Below are 16,334 nucleotides of genomic sequence, written 5' to 3' on the forward strand. Positions count from 1 at the left end.
ACGCTCGGTTGCGGGATATGACGGATGCCGGGTGTCGGTCCCGGAACGCTGCCGGCGTATTCCCATTAGCGTGAATACGATCAATCCGCGCAGCGATGGAGCCACACAACCTGTGGCGGTCGCGCGCGGCTACTTCTTCACCGGACGCACCGGCGCGGAGATTTGCTCGGTGCGGTCGCGCTCGGTCATGTCGACCACGGTGTCCATCGGCGCGGTCAGCTCGTAGACATAGGAGACGTCGGTGAAGTAGCGCTTCGCGGTGCCGCCGAGCGCTTCGGGCGCGACACGGTCGAGCAGGATCAAGCCGAAGTCGCTGTCGGCGCGACGCGTCGCCTGGCTGGTGTTGAACTCCTCCCAGCGGAAATTGAAGACCGCGTCCGCATCCTCGCCGACGACCTCCCAATTGGCGACGATGTGCGGATGCTTGCCGACCAGCGACAGCCCTTCGTCGGAATGCGAGGCGAGCTCGAAGAACAGCAGCGACAGCGATTGCGCGGCACGAGCGCTGACGGTGATATCGGGACCGTTCACCGCGATCCGGTCGGCATGCGGGATCGCGCGCGATTCGAACAGGCCCTTCAGCTTGACGCCCTGCCACTGGCTCTCGCTGAGCAGCGTAACGACGTTCGACATCGCGTGGATGCGCCCGATCAGGAGCTCGCGCGCGCCGTCGATATCGGCGCCATGCCGCAGCGTGCGGGTCACGATCGACTGGATCACCGCGAGGATGTTCTTGACCCGATGGTTGAGCTCGTCGATCACCGCGGTCAGCCGACGCTCGAAGCCGATCCGGACCTCGATCTCGCGACTGAGACGCAGATTGTTGTAGGCGACATAGCCGAACAGGCCGCAGACGATGCCGGTCAGCGCTAGGCCGATCGCCGCGACGATGGTCGCGGTCTGCTGTGCACGCACCGTGGCGTTGCTCTTGGCGTAATAGTCGAGCGACCAGTCGCGGCCGCCGAACGTCACGGTGCGGACCATCGACGGCAGCGGGCCATCCTGGCGCACCGCACGTGAGGTGACGATGCCCTGCTCGTTGGAGGTGAACTCGTCGTTGGAATCGCGCGGGTCCTTCAGCGCCACCGCGAACAGCGAGGAATCGTCGTTGGTCAGCATCAGCGCCGACAGCTCATAGGAAAAGGTGATGAAGCCGGCCGGCTCGGAGGCCTCTTCCTGGAACACCGGCGCGGCGAGCACGACGCCGACCGGGCCGTTCTGCCGCAGCAGCGGTACCGGGTCCGAGGCCACCGGCTTGGCGTTGGCCATCGCCTTCGCCAGCATCGGGCCGACCACCGAGTGGCGGTCGAAGGCACGGCCCGGGATGCTCAGGGTCTCCGGGTTGCGCGGCTCGACGTCCATCAGCACGTTGATCGGCTTGTCGAGCGCCTTGATGTCGAGCGCCTGGTCGTCGAAATCGCGGATCGAGGGGTTGGTGAAGCCGGCGGCTTTCAGCTCCGCCTCCGCCGCCGTCAGCTCGTTCGGCTTGAGCCGCGCGATCCAGGCGGCGACGACGAAATCGGTCTTGAAGGCATAGATCGCCGAGCGCAGCGGCTGCAGCATGTTGGCCTTCACCATCGACGGCGTCCGAAACAGGCCCGAGGCCACCCGCGCCAGCAGTTCGCGCTCGGTCAGGCGGTCCTGCACCAGGCTGGCATGGACGTCGATCGCCCGCGCCAGCGCGATACCGTCGATGGCGAGTTCCTGATCGTGCACCCGATAGGCGGCAAGACCGGAGAGCAGGACTCCGATCAGCGCAATCAAGGCAACGATGAAGCCCAGTCGAACCACACGCTTACTCGGCAATCAGGGGGTGGCGAAAGGGGACTGAAGGCATCTGGCTTCTGCGGGGGCGGCGACGGATCAGGGTGCGAAGAACGCCAGCCGCACAGGAATATGGAATAGCGATCATCGGTACGCAACAGGAGCCGGTCGGCAACATTAACGACGACGCCACCCGGCGGTCTTTGGCGGCGCCGAAGGTTGCTAATCGTCAAAGTTGGAAATTGTTCCGGCGATTGCGCAGCTTTTTTGCGGCGGCCGGGCGGCCCTCTCGTCGACCGTCACCCTGATGAGCGCGAAGCGCGTCTCGAAGGGTCGACGGCCCAACTGGTGGCCGTGCACCCTTCGAGGCTCGCTACGCTCGCACCTCCAGCGACAAAGGCGATGCCTTTGCGCGGGGGTGACGGACCCAAGTCCGGGCGAAGTGCCACAATGATTAACGACTAGCCCGCCCCGTCAGCCCGCCTTCCCCGCCGCTGGCGGCCGAAGGCCGCCCTTGGTCTCGATGAAGCTGATGATGCGGTCGAGGCCGTCGCTCTTCTTCAGGTTGGTCATCACGAAGGGCCGCTCGCCGCGCATCCTTCTGGCGTCGGTGTCCATCTTCTCAAGCGACGCACCGACATGGGGCGCGAGGTCGATCTTGTTGATCACCAGAAGGTCGGATCGCGTGATGCCGGGGCCGCCCTTGGAGGGGATCTTGTCGCCGGCGGCAACGTCGATGACGTAGATCGTGAGATCCGCCAGCTCCGGCGAGAAGGTCGCCGCCAGATTGTCGCCGCCGGATTCGATCAGGACCAGATCGAGGTTGGGGAATTTCGCCCGCATGTCGGCGACCGCCGCGAGGTTCATCGAGGCGTCCTCGCGGATCGCGGTGTGCGGACAGCCGCCCGTCTCGACGCCGGCGATGCGGTCCGGCGTCAGCGAGCCGGAGCGCACCAGAAACTCGGCGTCCCATTTGGTGTAGATGTCGTTGGTGATTGCCGCGATGTCGTAGCGCTCGCGCATCGACTTGCAGAGCAGGTCCATCAGCGCGGTCTTGCCGGAGCCGACCGGACCGCCGACGCCGACCCGCAGCGGGCCGTGAGAAGTGGGCATGTCAACCAATCCCTCTGTCGTCGTCCCGGCGAACGCCGGGACCCATACCGCGTGATCTCTCAATAAGGTCGGATGGCCAACACCGGCCGTAACAACAAAGCCCTGTGGTTATGGGTCCCTGCTTTCGCAGGGACGACGGGTGGAGAGTGTCGCGCCTCATGACCTGAACAACCTCGTATATTGCGTCTCGTGACGCAGGCTGGCGAGATCCGCCCGAAAGGTCGCACTGCCGAGATCGTCGAGCGAGGCGGCATTGGCCCGCGCTGCGGTCGCGGCAACGACCGGCTCGAGATCGGCCAGCACGCGCTGGCTGTCGGTCTGACCGAGCGGGATCAGCCGGGCGCCTGCGGAAATCCAGTTCGAGAGCACGGCATGCAGGAAGGCGTGCAACGAAGGTGCGAGCCGATTGCCGTGTGCGGCGCTGACAAGGCCGACCGCGACCGGATAGACGATCGGTCCGTCGCAGGCCGCGACCATCGCGTCGAGGCCGGGTGAATTCCAGGCGGCGCGAGCAATCTCGATGAAGGCGCGCCCCTGCGTCGTGGTCTCGAGCTGCCGCTCGCGCGACGGCACGAAGGCGGCGGCGAGCTCGGCGATCGCCTTCAACCCGACAGGATCGGGCTCAGACGCCGCGCGAAAACTATGCGCGAGAAACACGGCGTCGCAAAATCCGCTGCCGTCGGTGAGCATCGCGGCGAGCCAGCCGCGCAACGATGCGGCATCGGTGATGTCGCCGGCCTCGACCGCCCATTCGATACCGCTGGAATAGGCGAACGCGCCTACCGGAAAGGACGGCGACAGCCATGTCATCAGCCGATAGAGCGCGGCTGCCTCGTCCTCCGCCATCCCGCCGCGCAACGCGGCAGGATCAGGCTCATTTGTGGTCATGAGCATGGGAGTGATCGTGATGATGATGGGCGTGCTCGCAATGCTCATCATGATGATGGTGGTGATCGTGGTCATGCCCGTGATCATGGTGATGTCCGTCACCGTGGTGACCATGATCGTGCGCATGGCTATGAGCGTGATCGTGCCCGGCGTGATCATGCGCCTGCTCGTCGACATGCGCATGCTCGGCATAGGCACCGCCCTCGGGATCGAACGGAGCCTCGATCTCGATGACACGGGCCCCTAGCCCCTTCACCATCGCCTCGATCACGTGATCCCTGCGGATGCGCAGGCCCTTCGGCATGATCTGCGTCGGCAGATGGCGGTTACCGAGATGCCAGGCGACCCGGATCAGATGATGCGGATCGCTGCCGCGGATCTCCGCGAGCGGTTCGGGAGCTGCGACCACCTCGACGAGGCGGCCGTCCTCCAGCACCAGCGCATCGCCGCCGCGCAATGCGACGGCGTTCTCGAGATCGAGCAGGAATTCGAGCCCGCGCGTCCCGGTCATCGCCATCCGCCGCCGGTGCCGGTCGTCGAAATCGAGCACGACGGTGTCGGCTGCCGCTTCCTTCCAGCGATGCTGTCCCAGAACCTTGGTTGCGCGGATCATCGATGCCTCAGAGCTTCTGAACCTTGCCGTCGCTGATGATCTCGATCACCGTCGGGCCTGTCTTCATGTCGGCGGAATATTCGCGCCACACCTTCATGTGCGGCGCCTTGCTGTGCGCGGTCAGGTCGTCGCGGGTTTCCCAGCGCTCGACCACCACATACAGGTTGGGATCGTTGACGCTGACATGGCCCTCATAGGAGAGGCAGCCCTTCTCCTTGTGGGTCTCGGCGATGCACGCCTTGTGCCCCTTGATGAAGGCGTCCTTGTTTTCCGGCTTCATCGGAGTGGTGGCGATGACATAGATCATGGTGGTTCTCCCGTTCTTATTCTTGCTTAGCGAACGTCGACCTTCTCGGGCGTGATCACCTCGATCTTCGGCGGCGCCGCCATGCATTTCACCGCGACCCGGCCGAACGTCTTCATGTGCTCGGCGGTGCGATGCGGCACCAAGGCGTCGGCATTTTCCCACTGCTCGACGAACACCATCTTGCTGTGGTCGGTGACGCTCTCATGCAGGTCGTAGGCGATGTTGCCGGGCTCCTTGCGGGTTTCCTTGATGCAGGCTGTCGCCGCAGCGATGAATTCGGCGCGGGTCTCGGGCTTGATGGTCAGCGTGGCAACGACGTAAATCACGGAAACTTCCTCCCGGTTTTCTCTTTTGGCTCAAGTCTTGTTTTGACGCGCTTTTTCCGCGAACCGGAAATCCACTTCGCTCGAAAACGCGCTGGTTACCGGGGTGGGTTTTAGAACATAAAATAGCGCTGTGCCATGGGCAGCACCTCGGCCGGCGCGCAGGTCAGGAGCTCGCCGTCTGCGCGGACCTCATAAGTCTCGGGATCGACCTCGATCTCGGGCGTCGCATCATTGTGGATCATGCTCTTCTTGGAGATTTTTCCGCGGGTGTTCTGCACCGCGTAGAGCTTCTTGCTGATCCCGAGCTTGCGGGCGAGGCCGCCGGTGACCGCGGCCTTCGAGGTGAACACGACAGAGGACGCCGTCAGCGACTTGCCGAAGGCGGCGAACATCGGCTGGTAATGCACCGGCTGCGGCGTCGGGATCGAGGCATTCGGATCGCCCATCGGCGCCGCCACGATCGAGCCGCCCTTGATGATACAGTCCGGCTTGACGCCGAAGAACGCCGGCGACCACAGCACGAGGTCGGCCATCTTGCCCTTCTCGACCGAGCCGATCAGCTTCGACACGCCATGCGCGATCGCGGGGTTGATGGTGTATTTGGCGATGTAGCGCTTGACGCGGAAATTGTCGTTGGCGTTGCCCTTGTCCTGCGGCAGCGCGCCGCGCTGCTTCTTCATCTTGTCGGCGGTCTGCCAGGTGCGGATGATCACCTCACCGAGCCGGCCCATCGCCTGCGAATCCGACGACATCATCGAGAGCGCGCCGAGGTCGTGCAGGATATCCTCGGCCGCGATGGTCTCCTTGCGGATCCGGCTTTCGGCGAAGGCGAGGTCCTCGGCGATCGACGGATCGAGGTGATGGCACACCATCAGCATGTCGAGATGCTCGTCGATGGTGTTGCGGGTGAACGGCCGGGTCGGGTTGGTCGAGGACGGCAGCACGTTCTTCAAGCCGGCGATCTTGATGATATCAGGCGCATGGCCACCGCCGGCGCCTTCGGTGTGGAAGGCATGGATGGTACGGCCCTTGAATGCCTTCACGGTATCCTCGACGAAGCCGGACTCGTTCAGCGTGTCCGAATGCAGCATCACCTGGACGTCGTAGTCGTCGGCCACCGACAGACAGGTGTCGATCGCAGACGGCGTGGTGCCCCAATCCTCATGCAGCTTCAGCGCGCAGGCGCCGGCCTTGATCATCTCGACCAGCGCCGCCGGACGCGACGCATTGCCCTTGCCGGAAATGCCGAGATTGACCGGGAAAGCGTCGAACGACTGGATCATCCGCCCCATGTGCCACGGGCCGGGCGTGCAGGTGGTGGCGAAGGTGCCATGCGACGGGCCAGTGCCGCCGCCCAGCATCGAGGTGACGCCCGCCATCAGCGCGTGCTCGATTTGCTGCGGGCAGATGAAATGGATGTGGCTGTCGAAGCCGCCGGCGGTGAGGATCTTGCCCTCGCCCGCGATCACATCGGTGCCGGGGCCGATGATGATGGTGACGTTGGGCTGGATGTCGGGATTGCCGGCCTTGCCGATCGCAGCGATCATGCCCTCCTTGATCGCGACGTCAGCCTTCACGATACCCCAGTGATCGACGATCAGCGCATTGGTGATCACGGTATCGGCCGCGCCCTGCGCATTCGTCACCTGCGACTGCCCCATGCCGTCGCGGATCACCTTGCCGCCGCCGAACTTCACCTCCTCGCCATAGGTGGTGAGATCCTTCTCGACCTCGATGATCAAATCGGTGTCGGCAAGCCGCACCTTGTCGCCGGTCGTGGGACCGAACATGTCGGCATACACGGAACGCTTGATCTTCACGGACATATCAGCCCCCAGTTTCAGCCAGCACGGCCTTGGCGCGCGCAATGGTGTCATCGAAAATACGGTCAAGCCGCGGATTAATGCCCCGGCAACCGGCAACGACCTTCTCGGCCCAGGCCGCATAGTCGGCGAGATCGTCGCGTTCATCCTTGCTTGGATGCGGCACGATCCGGGCGCCGATGTTGCTGACCTTGTCGGCGGTCTTGATCAGCTTTGCGTCGGGCGATTTGTGCGGAGCGTCCTCGATCTGCCTCTGCCGGCGCACGGCCTTTGGCAGGCTCATGTCGTCGGTGCATTCGACCACCAGCGCGGCAACGCGCGCGCTAAATTTTTGCGCGAGCTCTTCGCGCGTGGTCTCGGTGTCCTCGATGGTGTCGTGGAGCCACCCGGCAGCGACCAGCTCGGCATCCGCACCATCAGTCACCTGCGCGAGCAAGCTCGCGACCTCGGCGAGATGGTTGATATAAGGCTCACTGCCGCGCCCCTTGCGCGCCATTCCGTTGTGACGGTGCGCAGCAAGCTCGGCAGCTTCGGAGACCATGCGCAATCCTGGCAGCATGGCGCTAAAGTTTCCCCTTCACCTCGGCGCGAAAACCGTAGATCACGCGTTTGCCGGCGAGTGCCACCAGCTGGACGTCGCGGGTCTGGCCGGGCTCGAAGCGGACGGCGGTGCCGGCGGCGATGTCGAGGCGCATGCCGCGGGCTTTCTTGCGGTCGAATTTCAGCGCCGGGTTGGTCTCGAAGAAATGATAGTGCGAGCCGACCTGGATCGGCCGGTCGCCGGTGTTGGCGACCGAGAGCGTCACGGTCTTGCGGCCGGCATTGAGCTCGATCTCGCCGTCCTTGATGAAGAGTTCGCCGGGGATCATGTCGCGCTCCTATCGGATCGGCTCGTGGACGGTGACGAGCTTGGTGCCGTCGGGGAATGTCGCCTCGACCTGGATGTCGTGGATCATCTCCGGGATGCCGTCCATCACCTGCGCGCGGGTCAGGACCTTGGCGCCGGCCTGCATCAACTCGGCGACCGTGCGGCCGTCGCGCGCGCCCTCGACGATGAAATCGGTGATCAGCGCAATGGCTTCGGGATGGTTCAGCTTGACGCCACGCTCGAGCCGGCGGCGCGCCACCATGGCGGCCATCGAAACCAAGAGCTTGTCCTTTTCGCGGGGAGACAAATTCATGCGAGCACTCTGATCGTTCTGAAACGTTTAAGTTGGGCATGATCTTATCGGAAAACCGGTATCCACTTTTCCGGATCATGCCTAGTTGAGCCACAGCCGCGGCAGCGGGACGAGGGAGGCGCGGCCGAGCACCGTCATCATGTCGGCGCGCAGCCGGGCCGCATCTTGGGCACAGATGCGCGCCATTGCAAAGCCATTCCAGGCCGAGATGCCGACCTCGCCGCCGAAGCTTTCCGACGCCTCGCGGATGCGCTCGACCAAGGCTTCGTCGCCCGGAACGATCAGCGCCGTGCCGATCGCGCAGCCCCCATTGGCAATCGCGGGCCGCGCCAGCTTCTCACCGATGTCGCCGTCGAGCCTGATCGTTTCGGCAAACACCAGCCTGCCGGCGCGGCGCATCCGCCAGCGGTCGACGAATTCGCCATGGCGCATGGTCTCGCCCATCGCGGCGCGGCCGAACACCACGATCTCGCAGAGCAAGAGCGAGGCGCCTTCGGCAAGGTCGATGTCGAAAGTGCGGTGGATGCGCGCGCGGTCGAACAGGATGGTCTCCTGCGGCAGCCAGGAGAGATGCGCGCCCGCGGCAACGTTCAGCGAGATATCAAGCCGCGCCGCGGCGCCAGGGGCGCGATAGACCTTCTCAGCGGCCGCCGTGGTCAGCGTCAGGCGGGCGCCCTCGCCGGCCGTGATGGCGACCTCGAAGCGGTCGCCCCCGGCAATGCCGCCGGCGGTGTTGACGAACATGGCCGAGAGGCCGTCGTCCTCCGGTGACGGGAAGCGGACACGCAAGGAGCCCGACTCATGCAGGTCGCCGCGGCGGGTGGCGCCGTCTTTGCGATGCACCTCGAACCTGACAGCACCCTCGGCGCGGTTCGCCGCAAACGTCGCCGCTGCCGCGCCTGCGATCCCGGTCCGCATTCCCCCGACGCTCCCTTGCGCACGCCGCGAGAGGCGGCGTGACTTCCTGTTTACAGCGCCATCTGGCGGCTGATCTCCGCGGGATCGAGGTTCGCGCGGTCGCAGGCATATTTCACCGCACCCCGGTCCATCACGGCAAAACTGTCGCCGAGTTCGCAGGCAAAGTCGAGATATTGTTCGACCAGCACGATGGCGATGTTGCCGAGGTTGCGCAGATAGGAAATGGCGCGGCCGATATCCTTGATGATCGAGGGCTGGATGCCCTCGGTCGGCTCGTCGAGCAGCAGGAGCTTCGGCCGCATCACCAGCGCGCGGCCGATCGCAAGCTGCTGCTGCTGGCCACCGGAGAGATCACCGCCGCGGCGGCCCAGCATGGTTTCCAGCACCGGAAACAGCGAGAACACGTCATTGGGAATGTTGCGGTCCTCGCGCTTCAGCGGACCGAAGCCGGTCTTCAAATTCTCTTCCACCGTCAGCAGCGGGAAGATCTCGCGGCCCTGCGGCACGAAGCCGATGCCGCGCCGCGCCCGCTCATAGGGCTTGAGCGCGGTGATGTCCTTGCCGTCGAAATTGATCGCGCCTGAAGCGATCGGATACTGGCCGACCATGGCGCGCAGCAGTGAGGTCTTGCCGACGCCGTTGCGGCCGAGCACGCAGGTCACCTTGCCCGGCTCGGCAGTCAGCGACACGCCGCGCAACGCCTGTGCCGCGCCGTAATAGAGATTGATGTTGTCGATCTTCAGCATCGCCCTAGCGCCCCAGATACACTTCGACCACCCGCTCATTCGACGACACCTGGTCGATCGAGCCCTCGGCGAGCACCGAGCCCTCATGCAGACAGGTCACCTTGACGCCGAGCTCGCGCACGAAGGTCATGTCGTGCTCGACCACCATGATGGTGTGGTTCCTGTTGATCTCCTTGAGGAGCTCCGCCGTCAGATGGGTCTCGACATCGGTCATCCCCGCGACCGGCTCGTCGACCAGCAGCACCTTCGGATCCTGCGCCAGCAGCATGCCGATCTCGAGCCACTGCTTCTGGCCGTGCGACAGGCTGCCGGCAAGGCGGTTGCGCGCGTCGGTCAGGCGGATGGTCTCCAGCACCTTGTCGATGCGCTCGGACTCGGCCTTGCTGCCGCGCCAGAACAGCGTGCCGCGCACGGAATGATCGACGTTGAGCGCGAGCAGCAGGTTGTCCTGCACGGTCTGGCTCTCGAACACCGTCGGCTTCTGGAATTTGCGGCCGATGCCGAGCTCGGCGATGCGGGTCTCGTCGAGCCGGGTCAGGTCGACGGTGCCGTCGAACAGCACGGTGCCCTCATCCGGCTTGGTCTTGCCGGTGATGATGTCCATCATCGTGGTCTTGCCGGCGCCGTTCGGGCCGATGATGGCGCGCATCTCGCCGGGCGCGAGCGTCAGCGACAGATTGTTGATGGCGTGGAAGCCGTCGAACGAGACGTGGACGCCGTCGAGATAGAGCATGGCCGAGGTGGCGCGGGTATCCATGACGTTCATCTGCCTACTCCGCCATCTTCGCTGCGCTGATACCGTCTTCGCGCGCGGCACTTGCCTCATCGGCTGCGATGCCCGTGCTGCGCCGCGGCTCCCACCAGCTGTTGAAGGTGCCGACGATGCCCTTGGGCAACAGCAGCGTGACCAGGATGAACAGCGCGCCCAGCATGAACAGCCAGTACGGCGCGAGCGGCCCGGAGGTAAAGAACGTCTTGGCGTAGTTGACCACGACGGCGCCGAGCGCGGCCCCGATCAGGGTGCCGCGGCCGCCGACCGCCACCCAGATCACCGCCTCGATCGAGTTGGCCGGCGCGAACTCGCTCGGATTGATGATGCCGACCTGCGGCACATAGAGCGCGCCGGCGACGCCGGCCATGCAGGCCGACAGCGTGAACACGAACAGTTTGTAGGATTCGACGCGATAGCCGAGGAAGCGGGTCCGGCTCTCGGCGTCGCGCACCGCGATCAGCACCTTGCCGAGCTTCGAGCTCACGATCGCGCGGCAGATCAGGAACGCGATGATCAGCGCCAGGCAGCTCAGCAGGAACAGCGCGGCACGCGTCCCTTCCGCTTGCACGTTGAAGCCGAGGATGTCCTTGAAGTCGGTCAGGCCGTTATTGCCGCCGAAGCCGAAATCATTGCGGAAGAACGCCAGCAGCAGCGCATAGGTCATCGCCTGCGTGATGATCGACAGATACACGCCGGTGACGCGCGAGCGGAAGGCGAGCCAGCCGAAGCAGAAGGCGAGCAAGCCCGGCACAACGAGCACCATCAGCGCGGCAAAGGCGAACTTGTCGAAGCCGTACCAGTACCAGGGCAGCTTGTCCCAGTTCAGGAACACCATGAAGTCGGGCAGGATCGGATTGCCGTAGACGCCGCGGCTGCCGATCTGGCGCATCAGGTACATACCCATCGCGTAGCCGCCGAGCGCGAAGAACGCGCCATGGCCGAGCGAGAGGATGCCGCAATAGCCCCAGATCAGATCGATCGACAGCGCGAGGATGGCGTAGCAGACATATTTGCCCCACAGCGCCACCAGATAGGTCGGCACCTGGAACATCGAGCCCTGCGGCAACAGCAGGTTCGACAGCGGGATCAGCACGCCGACAGCGGCGACGAGCAGGACGAACGCCGTCGCGGCGCGGTCAAGCGAACGGGTGAGGATGTGCGGCGTCATGCTTCCACCGCCCGGCCCTTGAGCGCGAACAGGCCGCGCGGCCGTTTCTGGATGAACAGGATGATCAGCACCAGGATCGCGATCTTGCCGAGCACCGCCCCCGCTACAGGCTCGAGGAACTTGTTGGCGATGCCGAGCGTGAAGGCGCCGACCAGCGTGCCCCAGAGATTGCCGACGCCGCCGAACACCACGACCATGAAGCTATCGATAATGTAGCTCTGGCCAAGGTTCGGGCTGACATTGTCGATCTGCGACAGCGCCACGCCGGCGATGCCGGCGATCCCCGAGCCGAGGCCGAAGGTCAGCGCGTCGACCCGCGAGGTCGCGATCCCCATCGAGGCCGCCATGCGGCGGTTCTGCGTCACCGCGCGCATCTCGAGCCCGAGCGCGGTGTAGCGCAGCATCGCGAGCAGGATGGCGAACACCGCGAGCGTGAAGCAGAGGATCCAGAGCCGGTTATAGGTGATGGTGATCTGGCCGAGCTCGAACGCGCCGCTCATCCAGGAGGGATTGCCGACCTCCCGGTTGGTCGGGCCGAACGCGGTGCGCACCGCCTGCTGCAACACCAGCGACAGGCCCCAGGTCGCGAGCAGCGTTTCCAGCGGGCGGCCGTAGAGGAAGCGGATGATCGTGCGCTCGATCAACACACCGATGAAGCCGGCGACCAGGAAGGCGAGCGGCACCGCGATGAGAAGCGAATAATCGAACAGCGCGGGATAGCGGGTGCGGATCACCTCCTGCACCACGAAGGTGGTATAGGCCCCGAGCATCACCATCTCGCCATGCGCCATGTTGATGACGCCCATCACGCCGAAGGTGATGGCAAGGCCGATCGCGGCGAGCAGCAGCACCGAGCCGAGCGACAGGCCGTACCAGGCGTTCTGCACCATTGACCACATCGCAAGATTGCTCTGGATCGAGGACACCGCGCTTGCGGCCGCCTTGGTGACCAGCGGCGGCTGGTCGCCAAGCCCGGTGAGCAGCGCCAGCGCCTCCTGATCGCCGCGCGCCTTGACCACGGCGACGGCGTCGAGCTTGTCGCTATCGGATGCATCGACTTGAACAGGATGATGGCGGCGCGCGCCTCGGCGAAGGCCTGCTTGATCGACTTGACGCTCTCCTTGGCGAGCGCGCTCTCCACCGTCGGCAGCAGGTTTTCCTCGTGGCTCTTGAACACCGATTGCGCCGCGGCGAGCCGCTTGGCCGGATCCGGCGACAGCAGCGTCAGGCCGCCGAGCGCGGCCTCCACGGTGCGGCGCAGCCGGTTGTTGAGCCGAACGGCCGCAGCGTTGTCCGGCAGCTTGTCGACCGCGGCGCCGGTGGTGGCGTCGACGATCTTGCCGTCGGTCTGGGTGATGAAGACTTTCTTGCTGTCGGGATCGGCCGACAGCCGGCCGTCCTGCAGCGCGCTGATGATGGGCGACGCCAGCGCATTGCCCGATGCGGCGATCTCGCCGACCGCAGCCTCGGTGTCGGAGAACTCGTCATTGGCGAATTTGGCGACCGAATCCTCGAACGGGCCGGCCAGCGCCGGCACAGCAAGGCAGCTCAGCAGCAGGATCGAGAGAAACAGCGCACGAAAACGATCAATACAATTGGCGAACACGTGAATGACCCCGGCAGGAGTGTGGGGAGAAGGCGGCGCACAATGCCGCCTTCTCCGGTTTTGGAAGGTTGTGTTTTGTCGTTAGGTCAGCAGCGCTCGATTACGAGCCCTGGCCGCCGCACTTGTTGGTCTTGGTGTTGTAGTTGCCGCACTTCTTGCCGACCCAATCGCCGATCAGGTCCTTGGAGCCCTCGAGCTCCTTCGACCAGGCATCGCCGGCCACCAGGCCCGGGGTCTTCCAGACCACGTCGAACTGGCCGTTGCCCTTGATCTCGCCGATGAACACCGGCTTGGTGATGTGGTGGTTCGGCAGCATCTTCGAGGTGCCGCCGGTCAGGTTCTTGGCTTCGATGCCGGGCAGCGCGTCGATCACCTTGTCCGGATCGGTCGACTTCACCTTCTCGACCGCCTTCACCCACATGTCGAAACCGATCACGTGCGCTTCCATCGGATCGTTGGTCACGCGCTTCGGATTCTTGGTGTAGGCCTGCCACGCCTTGATGAACTTCTCGTTCTCGGGCGTTTTGATCGACTCGAAGTAGTTCCAGGCGGCGAGATGGCCGAGCAGCGGCTTGGTGTCGATGCCCGCGAGCTCTTCTTCGCCGACCGAGAACGCGACCACCGGAATGTCGGTCGCCTTGATGCCCTGGTTGCCGAGCTCCTTGTAGAACGGGACGTTGGCGTCGCCGTTGATGGTGGAGACCACGGCGGTCTTCTTGCCGGCCGAGCCGAACTTCTTGATATCGGCCACGATCGTCTGCCAGTCGGAATGACCGAACGGTGTGTAGTTGATCATGATGTCTTCCTGGGCGACGCCCTTCGACTTCAGATACGCCTCCAGGATCTTGTTGGTGGTGCGCGGATAGACGTAGTCGGTGCCGGCCAGCACCCAGCGCTTCACCTTCTCGTCCTTCATCAGATAGTCGACGGCGGGGATCGCCTGCTGGTTCGGTGCCGCGCCCGTGTAGAACACGTTGCGCTCGGACTCCTCGCCCTCATACTGCACCGGATAGAACAGGATGTTGTTCAGCTCCTTGAACACCGGCAGCACGGACTTGCGCGACACCGAGGTCCAGCAGCCGAACACCACCGCAACCTTGTCCTTGGTGATCAGCTCGCGGGCCTTCTCCGCGAACAGCGGCCAGTTCGAGGCGGGATCGACCACGACGGCCTCGAGCTTCTTGCCAAGCACGCCGCCCTTCTTGTTCTGCTCGTCGATCAGGAAAAGGATCGTGTCCTTCAGCGTGGTTTCGCTGATGGCCATGGTGCCCGACAGCGAGTGAAGGATACCAACCTTGATGGTGTCGTCGGCCGCTTGCGCGGGCGCGAAGGGCGAGGACGCAGCCAGACCCAAAACCAGGCCGGCCGTCGCCGCGAGCGCGCGGCGGCGGGTCATCGTCGCTATTCCGTGAGTAAGCTGAGTAAGCATGAAATGTCGTCTCCCTGACGCAGGCGTGAACGCTTGCGAAACGGCCGCATGGCCGCCTGCGGTTAAGGGAATCGCAAGAACTGTGCCACGGTGCGTGGGCACCGTAAGCCGATGAACCGGTTGGATAATTTCACGAGTTCCGGGCAAATACGGAAAGCGACTGCCCAATCGTTGAGCCGGAAACTTGACTGCCGAAAGAGCAATCGGGTTATTTTCTAGGCAAAATCGCCAGCTTGGCTAAATTTCCGGCACCGATTTGTGACAGTTTGCGCGATGGTTCAGCGAACTCCGCGCACCAAAGCCAGCGATATCATCTTGAAACCGCCAAGTTCCTGGTCCATATCCTCGCCATGCCCGCGACATCGCGGTGCCTTCGCGAGCTGCGTGTTCAAGCTGCCCCAAGCGGCTTCTGGCTCGCCTTTCAGCTAACCCAGCTTGACGCCCCAGACACGCGGGTGTCCCCGAATGCCTTCATGCGATTCCGGCCGATACCGGCCGGACGATGACGGCTTTTATGGAAAGAACCATCTTTTGACCTCCTTTCAGGATTTCGGCCTCGCCGATCCCATCGCCCGCGCGCTTCGAGAAGAAAACTATCTCACGCCGACCCCCATCCAAGCCCAGACCATCCCGCTCGCACTTGCCGGCCGCGACGTCGTCGGCATCGCCCAGACCGGAACCGGCAAGACCGCGTCCTTCGCGCTGCCGATCCTGCACCGGCTGCTGGAGAACCGCGTCCGTCCGCAGCCCAAGAGCTGCCGCGTGCTGGTGCTCTCGCCCACCCGCGAACTGTCCGGGCAGATCCTCGACAGCTTCAACACCTATGGCCGCCACATCCGGCTGTCCTCGACGCTCGCCATCGGCGGCGTGCCGATGGGCCGCCAGGTCCGTTCCCTGATGCAGGGCGTCGAAGTGCTGGTCGCCACCCCCGGCCGCCTGCTCGATCTCGTGCAGAGCAACGGACTGAAACTCAACCAGGTCGAGTTCCTGGTGCTCGATGAAGCCGACCGCATGCTCGACATGGGCTTCATCAACGACATCAGGAAGATCGTCGCCAAGCTGCCGATCCGGCGCCAGACGCTGTTCTTCTCGGCCACCATGCCCAAGGACATCGCCGAGCTCGCCGAGGCGATGCTGCGCGACCCCGCCCGCGTGGCGGTGACGCCGGTGGCCTCGACCGTGGATCGCATCGCCCAGCGCGCGATCCAGGTCGATTTCGCAGCCAAACCGACGGTTCTCGCCCAGCTTCTGAAGCAGGAGCCGGTCAATCGCGCCCTGGTCTTCACCCGCACCAAGCACGGTGCCGACAAGGTGGTGAAGAGCCTCGCCAAGGCCGGTATCGAGGCCAATGCGATCCACGGCAACAAGTCGCAGAACCACCGCGAGCGCACGCTGGCGGCGTTCCGTTCCGGCGAGATCCGCACGCTGGTGGCGACCGATATCGCCGCCCGCGGCATCGACGTCGACGGCGTCAGCCACGTCGTGAACTTCGACCTGCCCAACATCCCGGAAACCTATGTCCACCGCATCGGCCGCACCGCGCGCGCCGGCGCCGACGGCATCGCGATCTCGCTGGTCGCCGGCGCCGAGGAGATGGGCTATCTGCGCGATATCGAGCGGCTGATCCGCATTACCGTGCCGCGGGAAGACCGCCGCACGCAGGGTGGCCGCGAGGCTGCA

Annotated in this window: 16 protein-coding genes and 1 pseudogene; 1 reads left to right on the forward strand and 16 read right to left on the reverse strand. The window is 64.5% G+C overall.

Annotated elements, in window-relative coordinates:
• Window positions 1-129: 129 nt before the first annotated feature.
• From H8A95_RS25980 to urtA, 16 genes and pseudogenes are all read right to left on the reverse strand, one after another.
• Window positions 130-1,791, reverse strand: coding sequence for a CHASE domain-containing protein (locus H8A95_RS25980; protein WP_229185762.1), 1,662 nt, complete (start codon window positions 1,789-1,791; stop codon window positions 130-132).
• Between the two features lie 447 nt (window positions 1,792-2,238).
• Window positions 2,239-2,877 carry an urease accessory protein UreG gene (gene ureG / locus H8A95_RS25985; protein WP_229185764.1) on the reverse strand — a complete coding sequence of 213 codons (639 nt, stop codon included), beginning with the start codon at window positions 2,875-2,877 and terminating at the stop codon, window positions 2,239-2,241.
• Window positions 2,878-3,033: 156 nt separating this feature from the next.
• Window positions 3,034-3,771: an urease accessory protein UreF gene (locus H8A95_RS25990; protein ID WP_229185783.1), complete on the reverse strand. Its 738-nt coding sequence runs from the start codon at window positions 3,769-3,771 to the stop codon at window positions 3,034-3,036.
• Entirely contained in the window at window positions 3,752-4,378 is a 627-nt protein-coding gene (locus H8A95_RS25995; protein ID WP_229185766.1) for an urease accessory protein UreE, read from the reverse strand. The genes H8A95_RS25990 and H8A95_RS25995 overlap by 20 nt, the downstream gene beginning before the upstream one ends.
• A gap of 7 nt (window positions 4,379-4,385) precedes the next feature.
• Window positions 4,386-4,685 carry a putative quinol monooxygenase gene (locus tag H8A95_RS26000; protein WP_229185768.1) on the reverse strand — a complete coding sequence of 100 codons (300 nt, stop codon included), beginning with the start codon at window positions 4,683-4,685 and terminating at the stop codon, window positions 4,386-4,388.
• A gap of 26 nt (window positions 4,686-4,711) precedes the next feature.
• Window positions 4,712-5,011, reverse strand: coding sequence for a putative quinol monooxygenase (locus H8A95_RS26005; RefSeq protein ID WP_016847277.1), 300 nt, complete (start codon window positions 5,009-5,011; stop codon window positions 4,712-4,714).
• Between the two features lie 110 nt (window positions 5,012-5,121).
• Window positions 5,122-6,837, reverse strand: a complete 1,716-nt coding sequence (gene ureC, locus H8A95_RS26010) for an urease subunit alpha (RefSeq protein WP_229185770.1) — start codon at window positions 6,835-6,837, stop codon at window positions 5,122-5,124.
• Window position 6,838: 1 nt separating this feature from the next.
• Window positions 6,839-7,393, reverse strand: coding sequence for an HD domain-containing protein (locus H8A95_RS26015; RefSeq protein WP_229185772.1), 555 nt, complete (start codon window positions 7,391-7,393; stop codon window positions 6,839-6,841).
• Between the two features lie 4 nt (window positions 7,394-7,397).
• Window positions 7,398-7,703 carry an urease subunit beta gene (locus H8A95_RS26020; protein WP_028334688.1) on the reverse strand — a complete coding sequence of 102 codons (306 nt, stop codon included), beginning with the start codon at window positions 7,701-7,703 and terminating at the stop codon, window positions 7,398-7,400.
• A gap of 9 nt (window positions 7,704-7,712) precedes the next feature.
• Window positions 7,713-8,015 (reverse strand): urease subunit gamma, encoded by a 303-nt coding sequence (locus tag H8A95_RS26025; protein WP_050387204.1) that lies wholly within the window; start codon window positions 8,013-8,015, stop codon window positions 7,713-7,715.
• Between the two features lie 81 nt (window positions 8,016-8,096).
• Window positions 8,097-8,933 carry an urease accessory protein UreD gene (locus H8A95_RS26030; protein WP_229185774.1) on the reverse strand — a complete coding sequence of 279 codons (837 nt, stop codon included), beginning with the start codon at window positions 8,931-8,933 and terminating at the stop codon, window positions 8,097-8,099.
• A 50-nt stretch (window positions 8,934-8,983) separates the two neighbouring features.
• Window positions 8,984-9,679, reverse strand: coding sequence for an urea ABC transporter ATP-binding subunit UrtE (gene urtE / locus H8A95_RS26035; RefSeq protein WP_229185775.1), 696 nt, complete (start codon window positions 9,677-9,679; stop codon window positions 8,984-8,986).
• Between the two features lie 4 nt (window positions 9,680-9,683).
• Window positions 9,684-10,445 (reverse strand): urea ABC transporter ATP-binding protein UrtD, encoded by a 762-nt coding sequence (urtD, locus tag H8A95_RS26040; RefSeq protein ID WP_146989055.1) that lies wholly within the window; start codon window positions 10,443-10,445, stop codon window positions 9,684-9,686.
• Window positions 10,446-10,449: 4 nt separating this feature from the next.
• Complete coding sequence (urtC, locus tag H8A95_RS26045) at window positions 10,450-11,619, reverse strand: urea ABC transporter permease subunit UrtC (RefSeq protein WP_229185777.1); 1,170 nt, start codon at window positions 11,617-11,619, stop codon at window positions 10,450-10,452.
• Window positions 11,616-13,210 (reverse strand): annotated as a pseudogene (gene urtB / locus H8A95_RS26050) (urea ABC transporter permease subunit UrtB). The gene urtC and the pseudogene urtB overlap by 4 nt, the downstream one beginning before the upstream one ends.
• A gap of 115 nt (window positions 13,211-13,325) precedes the next feature.
• The gene (urtA, locus tag H8A95_RS26055; RefSeq protein ID WP_229185779.1) at window positions 13,326-14,654 is read right to left on the reverse strand and encodes an urea ABC transporter substrate-binding protein; all 1,329 of its coding nucleotides are present in this window, start codon (window positions 14,652-14,654) and stop codon (window positions 13,326-13,328) included.
• 465 nt (window positions 14,655-15,119) lie between these two features.
• Here urtA and H8A95_RS26060 point away from each other — a divergent pair.
• Window positions 15,120-16,334: DEAD/DEAH box helicase (locus tag H8A95_RS26060; protein ID WP_229185781.1), on the forward strand; the 1,215-nt coding region annotated here is incomplete at its 3' end.

It is taken from the genome of Bradyrhizobium oropedii (assembly GCF_020889685.1).
Lineage (GTDB): Bacteria > Pseudomonadota > Alphaproteobacteria > Rhizobiales > Xanthobacteraceae > Bradyrhizobium > Bradyrhizobium oropedii.

Bases quoted from the DNA above. Each gene is read 5' to 3' on its own strand.
- ureG (WP_229185764.1), bottom strand. From the start codon at position 2,877: ATGCCCACTTCTCACGGCCCGCTGCGGGTCGGCGTCGGCGGTCCGGTC.
- H8A95_RS25990 (WP_229185783.1), bottom strand. From the start codon at position 3,771: ATGCTCATGACCACAAATGAGCCTGATCCTGCCGCGTTGCGCGGCGGG.
- H8A95_RS25995 (WP_229185766.1), bottom strand. From the start codon at position 4,378: ATGATCCGCGCAACCAAGGTTCTGGGACAGCATCGCTGGAAGGAAGCG.
- H8A95_RS26000 (WP_229185768.1), bottom strand. From the start codon at position 4,685: ATGATCTATGTCATCGCCACCACTCCGATGAAGCCGGAAAACAAGGAC.
- ureC (WP_229185770.1), bottom strand. From the start codon at position 6,837: ATGTCCGTGAAGATCAAGCGTTCCGTGTATGCCGACATGTTCGGTCCC.
- H8A95_RS26015 (WP_229185772.1), bottom strand. From the start codon at position 7,393: ATGCTGCCAGGATTGCGCATGGTCTCCGAAGCTGCCGAGCTTGCTGCG.
- H8A95_RS26020 (WP_028334688.1), bottom strand. From the start codon at position 7,703: ATGATCCCCGGCGAACTCTTCATCAAGGACGGCGAGATCGAGCTCAAT.
- H8A95_RS26025 (WP_050387204.1), bottom strand. From the start codon at position 8,015: ATGAATTTGTCTCCCCGCGAAAAGGACAAGCTCTTGGTTTCGATGGCC.
- H8A95_RS26030 (WP_229185774.1), bottom strand. From the start codon at position 8,933: ATGCGGACCGGGATCGCAGGCGCGGCAGCGGCGACGTTTGCGGCGAAC.
- urtE (WP_229185775.1), bottom strand. From the start codon at position 9,679: ATGCTGAAGATCGACAACATCAATCTCTATTACGGCGCGGCACAGGCG.
- urtD (WP_146989055.1), bottom strand. From the start codon at position 10,445: ATGAACGTCATGGATACCCGCGCCACCTCGGCCATGCTCTATCTCGAC.
- urtC (WP_229185777.1), bottom strand. From the start codon at position 11,619: ATGACGCCGCACATCCTCACCCGTTCGCTTGACCGCGCCGCGACGGCG.
- urtA (WP_229185779.1), bottom strand. From the start codon at position 14,654: ATGCTTACTCAGCTTACTCACGGAATAGCGACGATGACCCGCCGCCGC.